Annotated in this window: 10 protein-coding genes and 1 tRNA gene; 4 read left to right on the forward strand and 7 right to left on the reverse strand. The window is 60.5% G+C overall.

Annotated elements, in window-relative coordinates; translation table 11 throughout:
- Positions 1 to 5 precede the first annotated feature (5 nt).
- The 4 genes from A9D12_RS03250 to A9D12_RS03265 are packed head-to-tail and all read right to left on the reverse strand — an operon-like array spanning position 6 to position 4,413.
- A complete protein-coding gene (locus A9D12_RS03250) occupies positions 6 to 1,718 on the reverse strand; it encodes an Hsp70 family protein (RefSeq protein WP_068353548.1) in 1,713 nt (570 codons plus the stop codon).
- Positions 1,719 to 1,777: 59 nt separating this feature from the next.
- Entirely contained in the window at positions 1,778 to 3,205 is a 1,428-nt protein-coding gene (pgmG, locus tag A9D12_RS03255; RefSeq protein WP_068353551.1) for a phosphoglucomutase/phosphomannomutase PgmG, read from the reverse strand.
- 51 nt (positions 3,206 to 3,256) lie between these two features.
- Positions 3,257 to 3,559, reverse strand: coding sequence for a J domain-containing protein (locus A9D12_RS03260; protein WP_068349750.1), 303 nt, complete (start codon positions 3,557 to 3,559; stop codon positions 3,257 to 3,259).
- Positions 3,559 to 4,413: a division plane positioning ATPase MipZ gene (locus tag A9D12_RS03265; RefSeq protein WP_068349752.1), complete on the reverse strand. Its 855-nt coding sequence runs from the start codon at positions 4,411 to 4,413 to the stop codon at positions 3,559 to 3,561. The genes A9D12_RS03260 and A9D12_RS03265 overlap by 1 nt, the downstream gene beginning before the upstream one ends.
- A gap of 118 nt (positions 4,414 to 4,531) precedes the next feature.
- Between A9D12_RS03265 and panC the strand changes: the two genes are divergently transcribed.
- The 4 genes from panC (at position 4,532) to A9D12_RS03285 (ending at position 9,277) form a co-directional block, all read left to right on the forward strand.
- Positions 4,532 to 5,392, forward strand: coding sequence for a pantoate--beta-alanine ligase (gene panC, locus A9D12_RS03270; RefSeq protein ID WP_068349755.1), 861 nt, complete (start codon positions 4,532 to 4,534; stop codon positions 5,390 to 5,392).
- A 71-nt stretch (positions 5,393 to 5,463) separates the two neighbouring features.
- A tRNA-Gly gene (locus A9D12_RS03275) sits at positions 5,464 to 5,537 on the forward strand.
- A gap of 201 nt (positions 5,538 to 5,738) precedes the next feature.
- Complete coding sequence (locus A9D12_RS03280; protein ID WP_068349757.1) at positions 5,739 to 6,968, forward strand: tyrosine-type recombinase/integrase; 1,230 nt, start codon at positions 5,739 to 5,741, stop codon at positions 6,966 to 6,968.
- Between the two features lie 554 nt (positions 6,969 to 7,522).
- Positions 7,523 to 9,277, forward strand: coding sequence for an HsdM family class I SAM-dependent methyltransferase (locus A9D12_RS03285; RefSeq protein ID WP_082925366.1), 1,755 nt, complete (start codon positions 7,523 to 7,525; stop codon positions 9,275 to 9,277).
- Here the strand turns inward: A9D12_RS03285 and A9D12_RS14595 are convergent.
- The 3 genes from A9D12_RS14595 to A9D12_RS14405 are packed head-to-tail and all read right to left on the reverse strand — an operon-like array spanning position 9,237 to position 13,556.
- Positions 9,237 to 9,911, reverse strand: a complete 675-nt coding sequence (locus A9D12_RS14595) for a hypothetical protein (protein WP_156522783.1) — start codon at positions 9,909 to 9,911, stop codon at positions 9,237 to 9,239. The two genes, A9D12_RS03285 and A9D12_RS14595, sit on opposite strands and share 41 nt — an antisense overlap.
- A 7-nt stretch (positions 9,912 to 9,918) precedes the next feature.
- Positions 9,919 to 11,022, reverse strand: a complete 1,104-nt coding sequence (locus A9D12_RS03290) for a hypothetical protein (protein WP_156522784.1) — start codon at positions 11,020 to 11,022, stop codon at positions 9,919 to 9,921.
- Entirely contained in the window at positions 11,019 to 13,556 is a 2,538-nt protein-coding gene (locus A9D12_RS14405; protein ID WP_082925367.1) for a sensor histidine kinase, read from the reverse strand. The genes A9D12_RS03290 and A9D12_RS14405 overlap by 4 nt, the downstream gene beginning before the upstream one ends.
- Positions 13,557 to 14,235 lie beyond the last annotated feature (679 nt).

Consider the following 14,235-nt stretch of genomic DNA (forward strand, 5'->3'; position numbering starts at 1 on the left):
CGGCATCACAGCGGGGAGGCGCTGTCGATCTCGTCGAGCAATTGCCCGAGCGCCTCGCGCGCATCGGCAATGATGCGCGGGTCCTGCTTGTCGAGCGCGCCCTGGAACTCGGTCAGGCTATGACCGATGAGGTCCCGGATATGGCCGGTGAAGCCTTCATAGGCGCGTTCGCCGCGTGCCAGCATCGCGACGTTCTCGGCCTCGTCGCGCGGGTGCACCTTCAGCTTCTCGAGCGCCTTGCGCCGCGCGTCGACATCCTTCTGGCTGCGGCGGTCGTCCTCGTCGACGATCACGAGGTTGCGGGTCAGCCCGGTTTCGGGAACCGCGACATCGACATCGAGCAGCCCGCTGGTGTCGTAGGTGAAGCGCACATCGACCGACACTTCGCCCGCGGGGCGCGGCGGGACGGGGATCGTCAACTCGCCCAGCTTGACGTTCTTCTTCACGTCGCGCGCTTCGCCTTGGTAGATCGCGAAGGTGACCTGTTTCTGGTTGTCGCCCAGCGTCCAGAACCGCTCCATCCGGCTGACGGGCACGGGGGTGTTGCGTTCGATGATGGGGGCAAAGATATCGTCGTGATAGCGCCCTTGCGCATCGCGCGTCGCGGTGTTCACGCCAAGCGTGAAGGGCGCGACGTCGGTGATGCGGATTTCCTCCAGCCCCTCCCCGCCCGACAAGAGCCCGGCCTGGATTGCCGCGCCCAGCGCGACCGCATGATCGGGGTGGACAGTGGAATTGGGAAAGCGCCCGAACATCCGGGTCAGCGCCTTGCGCACCACCGGCATCCGCGTCGCGCCGCCCACCAGCACGATGTCCGACAGGCTTTTGGCATCGATATGGCAATCGCGCAAAGCCCGGATCACCGGATCGCGCAGCCGCTTGCCGAGGCCTGCTGCGGCCTCTTCGAATGCCTCGGCCGAAACGCGCACGCTGATCGGTGTGCCACCCGCCACCACATTGAAATCGGCCTCTTCCGAGGTGGTGAGCGCGCGCCGCGTGCGCTCGGCCGCAAGATTGAGCAGCGCGCGGCGGCTGTCGGTGCGCAAGGCATCGAGCGCCGCGGCGGCTTTCTCCCTGAGCAGCGGCTCGACCAGCCGGACCAATGCCTCGTCGAAATCGTCACCGCCCAGCCGGTTGTCCCCCGCCGAGGCGCGAACCTCGACGATCCCGTCGAACATCTCGACGATCGAGACATCGAAGGTGCCCCCGCCAAGGTCGAACACCAGAAACGGTTCGCGGTCGCCGCGATCGGCAAGCCCGAAGGCGAGTGCGGCGGCGGTGGGCTCGTTGATCAGCCGGCGCACCTCGAGCCCGGCGATCTCGCCCGCACGGCGCGTGGCGCGGCGCTGGCGTTCGTTGAAATAGGCCGGGACCGTGATCACCGCCTCGGTCGGCCGGTCGCCGGTCGCAGCCTCGACATCGTCGGCAAGGCTGCGCAGCACCATCGCCGAAAGGTCTTCGGGGCCAAGCGTCCGCCCCGCCAGTGTCACCGTGCTGGCCGTGCCCATCATCCGTTTAAAGCTGGTGACGGTGTCGGCGGGATGGGTCGCCATCCGGTCGAGCGCGGCCTCCCCCACCCAGGTCTGCCCGCCCTTGTCGATGCTGACCGCGGACGGCGTCAGCTCCTTGCCGAGCGCATTGGGGACAAGTTGCGCGGCACCATCGCCCCACAGCGCAACCGCGCTGTTGGTGGTGCCAAGATCAATTCCGACAAGCATGCGCGAAACCATAACGATGGCCGCGCATCAGGCAATTGGATTTGCCACCGCAAAACCGATCAGTGCGCGGCGCTCTGTGTCCGGTCCAACCCGGATGCCGCCAGTTGCGCGTCGATCTGCGCCAACAGGCGGTCGAGGCCTTCGCTCGTATCGCTTTCCGCGCGCGCGACCAGCACGTCCTGCGTGTTCGATGCGCGCAGCAGCCACCAGCCGTCGGCCGTGTCGACGCGCACGCCATCGGTGGTGTCGACGCTCGTCACCTCCGCACCGGGCGCGGTGGTGAGGCGCTGCGTGATCTCTTCCATCGCGGCAAACTTGCGCGCCTCGTCGACCTGGAACCGCAGTTCCGGGGTGTTGAGCATCGGCGGGATGCTTCCGCGCAGTTCGGTCACCGAACGGCCCAGTCGGGCGGTAGCGGCCAACAACCGTATTCCTGCGTAGAGCGCGTCGTCAAACCCGTAATACTCATCAGCGAAAAACACATGCCCGCTCATTTCCCCCGCGAGCGGCGCACCAGTTTCCTTCATTTTGGACTTGATGAGCGAATGGCCAGTCTTCCACATCAGCGGCTCCCCGCCCAGCTCCGCCACCCGGTTGAACAGCGCGCGGCTGGCCTTCACGTCGGCGATGATCGTAACGCTCTCTTGGTCTTTGGGGCGCGATTTGATCAGATCCTCGGCGTAGATCATCAAAAGCTGATCGCCCCAGATCACCCGGCCCGTGCCGTCGATTGCTCCGATCCGGTCGCCATCGCCGTCAAAGGCCACTCCGAAATCAAGGTTCTTGCTTGCGACTAAAGCCCGCAGATCGGCCAGATTGGCTTCGACGGTGGGATCAGGATGGTGGTTTGGGAAATGTCCATCAACGTCAGTAAACAGCAGATGGTGTTCCCCCGGCAGCCGGGCAGCCAGAGCTTCGAGCGCGGGGCCGGCGGCACCGTTGCCGGCATCCCAGCCGACGCGCAGAGTTTCGAGTTTGGCCGGTTCGATACCGGCGAGGCCTTCGAGCAGGCGCTCGATATACTTGCCAAGGATGTCGAGCGTGGCCACGCTGCCAATCCCGCTGGTGAACGCCCCGTCTGCTGCCAGTTTCCCGAGCTTCTGGATATCGCCGCCGAAGAACGGGCGGCCCCGAAATACCATCTTGAAGCCATTGTAATTGGGGGGATTGTGGCTGCCAGTTATCTGAATGCCGCCATCAATCTGTTCATCTGACGCTTCGGCATAATAGAGCATCGGCGTCGGGCCGAGCCCGATCCGCACGACATCGCAGCCGCTGGCATTGATCCCTTCGACCAGCGCGTGTTCGAGCATCGGCGAACTGATCCGCCCGTCATACCCCACCGCCACGGTCCGACCCCCGTCCTCGCGCAGCAGCGTGCCGAACGCCCAGCCGATCGCGCGCGCATCATCCGCGCCCAGCGTCTCACCGATGACTCCGCGAATGTCGTATTCGCGCAGGATCGTGGGGTGGAACCGGTGTTGCATCATCGAAACACTCTCCTTGCTGCGCGCTCGCGGTTCGTCCGGCAGTTCGCGTCAGCGCGGCGCGATGTCCTGCGGGTCGGGCAATTCGCCGAGCAGCAGATCACGCGCCGCATTGGCTTCCTGCATCGCGGCGTTGCTGCCGCCGCGGTCGGGATGCACCTGCGCCGTCAGCCGGCGGTGGGCAGCGATAATCTCGTCACGGTCCGCGCCCGCATCCACGCCTAGCACCCGGCGTGCGCGTGCGGCTGCCTGACCGCGCGCGGAACCCGGCGCCAGAAATTCCCACGGCCATTTGCCGAAAGCCCAGCGGCACACCACGCTGATCGCCGCCGCGACATACAGCAGCTTGACCATCAGGCGACTTCCAGCTGCGCATCGGCGCGGTCGAATTCGGGCAGGTTGAGCGCCTTGACCAGCGCGCGCAATTCTTGCCGCGCGACAAGGTGGCTGGTGCCCAGTTCGCCCAGATGCCCCTTGTCGAGCAGAGTCAGGCCCGAGGGGAACAGCTCACGGTAGATCACGCGTTCGGACAAGCCTTGCGTCACGCGGAAACCGACGCGCTTCGACATCTCATTGAGCGCCTTGTGCAAACGCGCCTGGTTTTTCGCTTCGACGTGGCCGGTGCGGTTGCGCACCACGATCCAGTCCATTTCGGGGCGCTGCTGCTCGATCGTCATGCGGCTGCGCTTCATCCGCGCCTCCCAGATCAGTTCGGCAAAGAACGACAGCTTGCGCACCTTGAAGGTTTCCGCATCGACCTGACCGATCAGATCGAAATCGACGAAGCTGTCGTTCATCGGCGTCACCAGCGTATCGGCCTGTTCGACCGCCGCACGCGCAAAGGGATCGTCGCGCCCAGGATTGTCGATGATCAGGAAATCGCAGGTCGCCTCGATCCTGCGGATCATCGCCACCAGATCGCCGGTGGTATCGCCGCGAAACACCTCGCATTCGGGGGTCGGCAACGTCAGACCCCGCTTTTCCAGCGTGGCCAGCCGGTTTTCGACATAGCGGTGCACCGTGCGCTGGCGCGGATCGAGATCGATCGAAGCCACGCGCGCGCCCAGATAGGATAGCGCCACCGCAACGTGCACTGCGGTCGTCGACTTGCCGGTGCCGCCCTTTTCGTTGGCGAACACGATCCGGTGCGCCTGACCCTCTCGGACAGTGCGGATGCTGGCGGGTTCATCGAAGGCGGCGGCAGGCATGACAAGGTCTCTCGGGGCCGGTCGGGCGCAACCCGGGCAAGGGGCAGCGCGGACGGCTTGAAATGGGACAGCAAGCACCGCTAGGGCGCTGCCTTCATGTATCCTTGGAGGACGAGCGGTGCAAACGGTCAAGACGCTGCATATGTTGAGAACCGCTTTGGCACAGCTGCGGGCGGCGCCGGGCACGCGGATCGCGCTGGTGCCGACGATGGGCGCACTGCACGAAGGCCACCTCACGCTGGTGCGCCGCGCGCGGGCCGAGGCGGATCACGTGGTCGTCTCGATCTTCGTGAACCCCAAGCAGTTCGGGCCGAACGAGGATCTCGACGCCTATCCCCGCCAGCTTGCGGCCGATGCCGCGATGCTGGAGGGCGAAGGCGTGGGCCTGCTCTGGGCGCCTGACGCGGCAGCGATGTATCCTGCGGGCTTTGCCACCAATATCTCTGTTTCCGGGGTGAGCGACGGGCTGTGCGGCGCAGCGCGTCCCGGCCATTTCGACGGTGTCGCGACGGTGGTGTGCAAGCTGTTCAACCAGGTGCAGCCCGACATGGCGTTCTTCGGCGAAAAGGATTTTCAGCAGCTCGCAGTGATCCGCACGATGGCCCGCGATCTCGATCTTGCCGCGCCGCATGCCGACCGGATCATCGGCGTACCCACCGTGCGCGAGACCGATGGCTTGGCGATGAGCAGCCGCAACCGCTATCTCTCGCCCGAACACCGCGCCGCTGCCGCCGCCTTGCCGCGCGCGATGCAGGCGGCGAGCGCGGCGTTGGCCGCCGGCGCGGGGGTCGACGAGACGCTTGCGCAATTGCAGGCGGCGCTGCTGGCGGCGGGCTTTTCAAGCGTCGATTACGCGGTGCTGGCCGATGCCGCTTCGCTCGCGCCGCTGGACACGCTCACCGACGCGCCTGCGCGCCTGCTGGTCGCCGCCCGGATCGGCGGCACGCGCCTGATCGACAACATGGCCGTGCCGCACTGATTGCACGCACAATCGCGCCAGCATGTTGACGCGCCCGCCCCAACGGTGGCATGGGCGCTGGCATCGCGTGAGCGGGTATAGCTTAGTGGTAAAGCTCCAGCCTTCCAAGCTGGCTATGCGGGTTCGATTCCCGCTACCCGCTCCAGCCCTCCCTTCCCAAAGAGCCCCAGAAAGTCTATAAAACCCTTGGAAATCCGAGGGATTTAGACCCTCGGTCGTCCGAGAATGTCCCTATTCTTCCCGCTGCATCCGGGGCCCTTGGGGGCCACATCGCGGGGCCAAGGCATTTCGGGCATTTGGACTGGCCCCCACGTGGGGGCCACGAGCTGGGAAAGGACCGAGGGCCATGCCGCTGACAGATGTTGCGATCCGGAACGCCAAGCCGCGAGCGAAGCCCTACAAGGTGGGCGACACTCTGGGCTTGTTCCTCTTGGTGCAGCCGTCAGGCGGAAAGCTGTGGCGGGTCAAATATCGCATCGACGGCAAGGAGAAGAAGCTGGCGATCGGCATCTACCCTCAGGTCGGCCTCGCGGAGGCGCGGCGCAGGCGTGATGCCGCCCGCGAGTTGGTCGCTGCTGGCAAGGATCCTGGCCGTGAGAAGCAGCGCGAGAAGGTGCGGTCGCGCATCCAGGCTGAAACTACCTTTGACGCCATCGCCGCCGAATTCTGCCAAAAGCGCAGGCGTGATGGTCAAAAGGCCTGGGCGGTGAGCACGGCCACGCGCAGCGAATATCTGCTGTCGCTGCTCAAGGGATCGATCGGCAAGCTACCCATCACGGATATTGAACCCGCTGACGTCTTGATTGCCGTCCGTAAGATCGAACGCAAAGGCCAACTGGAAAGCGCCCGCCGCACCCTTCAGCTGGCGGGTGCGGTGTTCCGCTATGCGGTCGCCACCGCCCGCCTCGCTTCAGACCCCACGCGTGACCTGCGTGGCGCGCTGACCGCGCCAACCGTCACCCACTACGGCGCGATCATCGACCCGGCGCGCGTGGGTGAGCTGATGCGCGCTATCGACGGCTATGAAGGCCAGCCGATCACCAAGCTGGCGATGCAACTGGCCCCACATGTCTTCGTCCGCCCAGGCGAGTTGCGCCACGCCGAATGGAACGAATTCGATTTCGAGGGAGCACTGTGGACCATCCCGGCGGGCAAGACGAAGATGCGCAAGGATCATCTTGTCCCGCTCTCGCGCCAGACGATTGCGATCCTGAAAGACCTCCATGCCCTGACCGGTCCCGACGGGTACGTCTTCCCTTCGATCCGCTCCCGCAAGCGCCCAATGAGCGACAACACAATCAACGCAGGCCTGCGCCGCCTCGGCTACTCCACTGACGAAATGACCGCCCACGGCTTCCGCGCGATGGCCTCAACCCTCCTCAACGAAAGCGGCAAGTGGCACCCCGACGCAATCGAGCGCGCGCTGGCTCACGGCGACAGCGACAGAGTCCGCGCTGCCTACCATCGCGGCGCACACTGGAAGGAGCGCGTAGCCATGGCGCAATGGTGGAGCGACCACCTAGACCAGCTGCGGAAGGGGGCCGAGATTGTGCCGATCAAGGCGGGAAAGCGGTGACCGGAGATTAAAGCCGCAACTCGTTTACGGCCCGCATTAAATCGAAGAATTTCGATTTCTATTCAACTTGTTATGGCCAAGCGAGTTGCCTACAACTCGCCGCAAACCCGCATAACTCTCTGGCGGATCATTTGTGCACAAACCGTGTTTCCATCGAAATATCAGAAATATGCAACCCGAATTCGCGGGGTAGGGTGTGCTCACTGTTCCCCAGCTACGTGTGTCGGATTCCACGGCTTTGACGATTCAGGCTTGGAGGTCTTGAACAATCCTCCAGAGCGGAGCCTTCGGCAGGCAGGCAAGGGCATCGAGTCAATGTCCAGGCGAGCCTCTTCCCTCATGGTTTGGTCTGGAACGCAGGGTCATGCTGAATGACTATTCCCGGGTGGCGAACCATATAATTGGCAAGGCGACCTGGGATCCTGCAATCGCTCGGCCTTTCGCACATAAAATCTGGCTGATCGGCACCCAATGGTCGGTCGCCAAATCTTGCGATTTGCGTGCCGGCGTCAATTCGGTAGGACAGCGTCGATGCACTGGTCGAAAACTCTCCAATGAATGCACCCCCAAACCCCTGCGCGGGTGGCGTCCAGCCACAGGGTCAGCAGCTAGGCGTCAGTCGCCCACTGCAGGAGCGCCGGATTCTAGGAGCTTACTATACGCCCGAGCGCCTTAGTCAGTTGCTAGCCGATTGGGCGATCCGGGACGTTTCAGACATTGTCCTTGAACCCAGTTTTGGCGGGTGCGGCTTCCTATCCACAGCCCACAATACGCTGACGCGTCTCGGCCATGCTGAACCGATCCGCCAGATCTTCGGCTGCGACATTGACCCGGTTGCATTCGAATATCTGGCAGGCGTGTTCGGCCACGATGCCGACATCAGCGGATTTATACAGCGCGACTTTCTCGATTGTCATGCAGTTCAGGAATGGCCCGAACGATTCTCGGTGGTTCTGGCCAATCCCCCCTACATTCCTCACCAGCGCATCGGTAAAGCGCGGGTGCGTGAACTCTGGCAAAGGCCGCAGGGGATTTCCGGAGTTAAAGGACGCTCGAGCTTATGGGCGTATTTCCTGTCCCATGCCGTAAGCCTGTTAAAGCCCGGCGGTCGCATGGCGTGGGTCTTGCCCGGCGCCTTTCTTCAGGCAGACTATGCCGCGCCGATCCGCACGTACATCGGACAGCGGTTCGCTCGCGCTGCGGCTTTCGTCATACATGAGCGACTGTTTCTGGCCGAAGGTGCAGATGAAGAGACAGTTATTTTGTTGGCCGATGGCCATGGATTGCCCAGCCTCGGCGACGGCCTGGAGGTGGGCGAAGCAGGAACACTCGATGAGCTAGCCACGTTAATTGAGCAATGGGGTGCGCATACTTGGGTCGGCCGGACTGGCACTATTGCGCCGGCCAAGCTTAGCTTTACCACCGACGCGGAGGCGATTTACGACACCTTGTCAGCGCGGCCCGACGCCTTCCTGCTCGGCCAGCTTGCGAAGGTCCAGATCGGCCTTGTTACGGGCGACAACAACTTCTTTGTGCTCAACGGTAAAGCCTGTGTGGCCGCTGGTCTCGCCAACGGCGATTGTACACGTGTGCTCTCCAAGTTTCGCGCGGCTACTGGCATCAGCTTGAGCGTGGCTGACCTCGATATCTATGACGCTCTCGGTGGCAAATCATTCCTAGTCCAATCTGACGGAGAGGCGACCAGTGATGCGGTCCGAGCCTATCTTGATCGCTATCCCGCTGCACGCCGTGAAAGCGTCAGCACATTCAAGAAGCGTCCGGTTTGGTCAATGATTAGCGACGGAAAAACGCCGCACGCCTTTTTCCCAGTCATGCACCATCACGGGCCGCGGCTTGTCCTTAACAGTGGCAATTTACACTGTACGAACACGATTCACCGTGTGTTTTTCACGGACAAGCTCTCGACTTCGCGGCAGAAATTGGCGGCCCTGTCGATATTGACGACATACAGCCAAATCTCAGCAGAACTCTGTGGTCGGCGTTACGGATCAGGCGTCCTCAAGCACGAACCGCGCGATGCAGAACGCATTAGCTTGTTGATGCCGGCGGCTGTTGATCTGGATGACCTCGATCGCATCTATCTGCAGGTCGATGCGCGACTGCGTGATGGCGATGCAGAAGGCGCTCGTTCAATCGCCGATGAGGCGCTCTGGCGCTGGTCTGGCGTTGTGCTTACCGGCAGTCAGCGGGGAACGCTGAACAATGTACTGGATGCCATGCGTGAGCGTCGTCGTCCGGACCGCCGGGTCAAACCCAGCTTCCGTTCCACATTCGCGCCAAAGCCGTAGACTCGCTCACCGCGAGAGACTGCGTGAGCCGAGCGACATAGTCCGTAAAACACAGCTTCTGCAGGCGGCGTATTGCATCACACCATGCTGGATCATCGCGGACCGACCGCGCCCACTTCGCTGGAAAGAAATTTGCAGCCAAGACCTCACATAAAAGGCCAAGCTCCAAAGGTGGATGACACCAACGCGGCTCCGCGATCGGAAGTTCGCGGTCCCGGAATCCAGGCAAGTGGCCGCCCATCTGCAGATGAAATAATGGCCCTTGCTGGCCGATGTTGGCCCGATCAAGATGCCACCGGCAGACGGGTTCACCTGCGGCGTTTGTAATGGCGACAGCGACATCAAGCGTGACAAACGGAGGATGGCTGACAACATCTTGATCGATTACGATGCGCTCGGCCGAAAGGGCGATTGAGATTTCCGCTCCGTCCTTGTCCTGCACTCGCTCGAAGGTAATCGCACGTTCCCGCGCTATCCGCGTTGTCCAGCTCGTTTCTTTCTTGAGCTTCGCTAACCGAAACGATTCGTCGCGCAGCGCCGCTGCTCCTTCGACGGTCAAAATGTCGGCAGCCTGCAGCTTCTCTCCGATCACACGGAGCGCATGCCCCGCTTCTTCCGCATTTAGGTAGGCCATTGCTGGTTCAGGTCTTTCGCTGACGCGTCTTGATGCCCACGATCAGTGAGGCGTCGCTCTCTTCGATTTGCCACGGATGGCCGTCATTCAGATAACGGTCGGTCTGGATGCAGTCCCAGCAGATGCGTCGACGAGCTGCGAACCGCGGAGCTCTACTCTCAAACACCGCGAGTGAGTGACGTAACTCGGTTGGGCGTCGGCAGCTGCAACAGGCGAAACCGACATACTCGTCACTACTATGGTTCCAAGGTGATGCTGCCGGCTCGAGTGCTTCTCCGAAACGAACTGACAGTGCCTCCGCACGCTGCTGCGCCGTCAGATCAAGCAGCGGCTTGCCTGTGATGTTCTCGCCCCACTCCTCTAGCCGATTGGCCCACCAACGACGCCAGCCCTCGCTGAATATACCGGTATACAACAGATCATCAGCTGTAAGTGCTGGCACCAGCTTGAAGAAGCTATCGATTTTTAGGCCCAGCAGCGATGCGGCATCCGCATCATCGAGGAGTAGGCCCGGTCGCTTAATGATGGCATTCAGAACGAACTTCGCCGCCAAATGTGGGGCCGAGGCGTCGCTGAGCACGCTTGCGATGGATTGAATGCGGACTCGGTCGACCTCCGCCTCCGAGGCACTGAGTAGCACAACTGGATCATATTTCTTGTTCAATTCACGTAGAAATTGATAGCCGTTGCTTAAAGCGCATAGTTCTGCCCGAACGCGCGCGCGCTCGGAAACTACAATTTCTTTTGCATATACAATATCAAACAGATCATGTGCAGTCCGGTCTGGAGCGAAATATGCCTCCAACTTGTAGTCGTTGCTGACAAGAACGATCCCGAAATCATGGTCCGGATTGACGATTGCCTCGTCCCGTAACAATTGAGCAAGGCCACTACCCTTAAAGGTATGGCCATTCTCGACATTGGGGGTCACCTCGTCGAGCCGGTAATCTAGCGCAACGACATTCGGCTGTGCCAATCTGATGGCGAGCGCCTGATCGGTAAGTGGCGCTACCGCATGGTAATCAAAATCAAGCACACCGCGTGTACTTAGAAGAGCGGCGAATTGCTGATCCTCGTCATCGACAAAAATTCCTTTTGCGGGCATCGTCACGCCGCTCCTTCTGCCGACAGCACGCTGAACTCCATCCTGCACGCATACCCCTCAGTAGGAATACCGACGTTGGCCGTGCCGCCGTAACTTTCCGCGACATCGGAGACAATTTTGAGCCCTAGGCCAGTGCCAGGCCCAGCGACACCATCATCCTCGCCCATAGTTGTCGTAAAGAAAGGATCAAAAACTCGATCCTGCAGATCCTCGGGGATGCCCATACCATTGTCCTCGAAAGCAACTACGATATGGCGCCCATGCCGCCTTGCCTCAATGCGGATACGACGATCATCGACTTTTGCGCGCTTCATCGACTTAATCGCATTGGTCAGGAAATTGAGCAAAACGGAATCGAGTTCTGAAGCATGCATGGGCGTGGTCCGCAGCTCCTCCGGCTCTACGTCGATATCAAATATAACCCGCTGCTTCGCCATATAATTCTCAAACTGCCGGGTGAAGCGATCAATCGCCCCCTTCACCGACAAGTCGCGCAATTCGCGACTTTCGGTGCGAGACATTAGAGCGCCGATGTAACCTCCGATGTCGAACAAACGTTCTGCCGACCGTTGCAGATCGGCGTGCTGACTGCGAAGATCGTGCTGGAGGCGGTTATCTGGCACTTCACCGATGATGTCTTCAAGAAGGAGCAGGTTGGCTAACAATGCACTTTCGGCGCCCTTCACTTCGTGACCGAACACGCTGATCGACAGACCCAGCGAAGCCAAAATGCGGAGCATTTCCTCGTATTCAATCGACGCTGCAATCTTGGCTTCGACATCGGCTTCATACTGGCGAACAACCTGAGCAAGTTGCCGCAGATCATCTTGGCGAGAGGTCCCCTCGGCGCCCGTTGCGTTGTGAGTGGAATCGTGTCGGCGCAAAATTTCGTCCACTACTGTGGAGGGACGAACCCGTGTTGAGGTAAAGCCCTTCTCCCCAGCACGCTGCTTGCGTTTGCGGGTCGCCGCAACGCGTAACGCAGCCCACTCAAGCGCCCAGCGAGTGAAGCTTCTAAGTTCCTCGAAAGCCTCATTTTCAATTAGGCCTTCGCGGCTGCTCGTTTCCTCAAGCAACGGATTGGAGACAGCGGAAAGGACCACATGCCCAAAAAAGTTGAAGTTGTTGGCCGGAACGAGCAGATTCCGCCGCCCAGTGTCATAAGCAAGCGCGAGCCAGTCATCACTCGGCTCGCCATATGGCTGGACCCTGAAGCCATTGCGGTAGATGCGGACACCGCCAAATTCTCGTCCCATCGCCGCTGCAGCCGCCTGAGAAATGCCGCCTAGTAGCGAGGTTTCATAAATGAAGTACCGACTTTCAAGTTTGAATGATCCGACAGTTAAATATTGATCAGGGCACTCCTCTGTTTCATCGATACCGAGCTTGTCAGACCGAAGACGAACAAAACCTCGTCCGTCTTGATCGACTTCAGCTTCGATTGTCGCGGTTGCCCTATCAAGAAAGGAGCGCTCAATCGAAAAGATCTCCGTTTGCCTGCTCTGCGTTACGTCATTAATGACGACATGAAAGCCTGGGTCGGGGGACGATGTCTCGGTCAGATCATTTCGCCGTGGCGCTGGAGCTGCAAGCGGGAACGGCGCTTGCAGCAGAACGACCGCCTTCCACACCCGCTCGATCGCCGCTTGCGACCACGCATCGCGCAGGTCGATGATCTCGAGAGTAGTACCCTGATCGCTCGGGTCCTTGTCGAACCGCTCGATACGGCTGAAGACATCTGAAAGCGATATGCCAGGTCGAAAAGCTTCGTCCCAATCAAAGTAAGCCCGATATCCAACCGGTTCGCCAGCTGGTTTTGACGTAAAGTGCAGCCGACTTCCAAGCCGCTGAACCGAAAAACGGCCAATCCCTTTCCGTCCAGCTCTAGTGCGGCCGAAGATCGGCGAACGAGGTTCTTCCTCTTTCAAATTTGTCGAAATGCGCATCCAAGATGACCGGATCACGGCTTCGGTCATCCCCGTACCATTGTCAGCGATACGTAAGGATCCACCGATTTTGCCATGCCCGGTAAAATCGAGCGTGACCCTTGTCGCATCTGCATCATACGCATTCTTGATTAGTTCGGAGAGCGCTGTCTCCTGTTTACTCACGAGCTGCTCGCCGAGTCTTTGAATATGGGCCGCGTCGACCGAGAAGCGAATCGCATCCGGATCACTGTCGACTGCTGCGCGGCTCGCGGCCTCAATGACCCGCCAATCAGGGTTCTCTTTTTTTAACTCATCGCCAACTTCTGACACCCACGCCGGAATCGGGTCAGTATTCTTAGCGCGACTATCGTGGCCATTTTCTTCAGTGGCTGCAATCTTACGTGCAATGCAGGACTGCGCGCGGCCATTTTGGTCCCGCGATACATACCCTTCAATGACCGTAACAACCTGTCCGTTGCGCAGTCCTTTGCGCGTCTCATGGTCAACCTGTAGCGGAATCAAGGTACCGCCCTCGCCTACAAGGCGCACGTACCATGTGCCATCGACTTGAAAGACAGATCCGATCAGAGAGGTAGGGTTGGCCTCGTTCATTCAACGACTTTGGCGGAAACATGCCTACGCTGTCCATGCGAAACTGAAGCTGTCAGTCCTTATGGTTAACTAGCTCTTGGTGCGAGCAATTGAGCAACACAGCCGAAGCAATGGGGCCTCCTGCCGCAGGCTTCAGCATACTGATAGCGGCCACCTCCCGCTTCGTCAGCACTCCGCTGGCCCGGCCCCCACGGCATTGCATAAGATGATGCCACTCAAAGCGTCACAACCCTGACAAGTTCAGTCATCCGAACCTGATTGACGATTCCCAACTTCAGATTCGAACCGGACTGTCCCAAGTTTTCCACATGCATCCAGCAAAATTGGGGCGTCGGTTGGGGGCCAGGCAAATTTAAACGGCCAAAATTATATCTTAACATCAATTCATTAAGCCATTTTTTGGCTTCCCGCTACCTCGTCACACTCAGACGATCCCGAAACGGCTGAAAACCGTCACCCAAATCGGGAATCCAATCGACAACCAGCGCAATCTCCCGCTACCCGCTCCATAATTCCCCAAAAGCCGCAGAAAACCGCCACTTCGCGGGCGGCATGGGCACCCTTTCCTCAGCAGTTGAGCACATAGTATCTCACACGGCCGGCTCTGACCTCTGTGTGGTGGCGCCATCTGCTTTGGCGAACGCGTTCGCCGAACGGGGGGGGGGGGCTTACCCATGCG

It is taken from the genome of Erythrobacter neustonensis (genome assembly GCF_001663175.1).
GTDB classification, from domain to species: domain Bacteria; phylum Pseudomonadota; class Alphaproteobacteria; order Sphingomonadales; family Sphingomonadaceae; genus Erythrobacter; species Erythrobacter neustonensis.

Excerpts from the sequence above, each read along its gene's own strand:
- A9D12_RS03250 (WP_068353548.1), bottom strand. The coding sequence starts at position 1,718 with ATGCTTGTCGGAATTGATCTTGGCACCACCAACAGCGCGGTTGCGCTG.
- pgmG (WP_068353551.1), bottom strand. The coding sequence starts at position 3,205 with ATGCAACACCGGTTCCACCCCACGATCCTGCGCGAATACGACATTCGC.
- A9D12_RS03260 (WP_068349750.1), bottom strand. The coding sequence starts at position 3,559 with ATGGTCAAGCTGCTGTATGTCGCGGCGGCGATCAGCGTGGTGTGCCGC.
- A9D12_RS03265 (WP_068349752.1), bottom strand. The coding sequence starts at position 4,413 with ATGCCTGCCGCCGCCTTCGATGAACCCGCCAGCATCCGCACTGTCCGA.
- A9D12_RS03280 (WP_068349757.1), top strand. The coding sequence starts at position 5,739 with ATGCCGCTGACAGATGTTGCGATCCGGAACGCCAAGCCGCGAGCGAAG.
- A9D12_RS03285 (WP_082925366.1), top strand. The coding sequence starts at position 7,523 with ATGAATGCACCCCCAAACCCCTGCGCGGGTGGCGTCCAGCCACAGGGT.
- A9D12_RS14595 (WP_156522783.1), bottom strand. The coding sequence starts at position 9,911 with ATGGCCTACCTAAATGCGGAAGAAGCGGGGCATGCGCTCCGTGTGATC.
- A9D12_RS14405 (WP_082925367.1), bottom strand. The coding sequence starts at position 13,556 with ATGAACGAGGCCAACCCTACCTCTCTGATCGGATCTGTCTTTCAAGTC.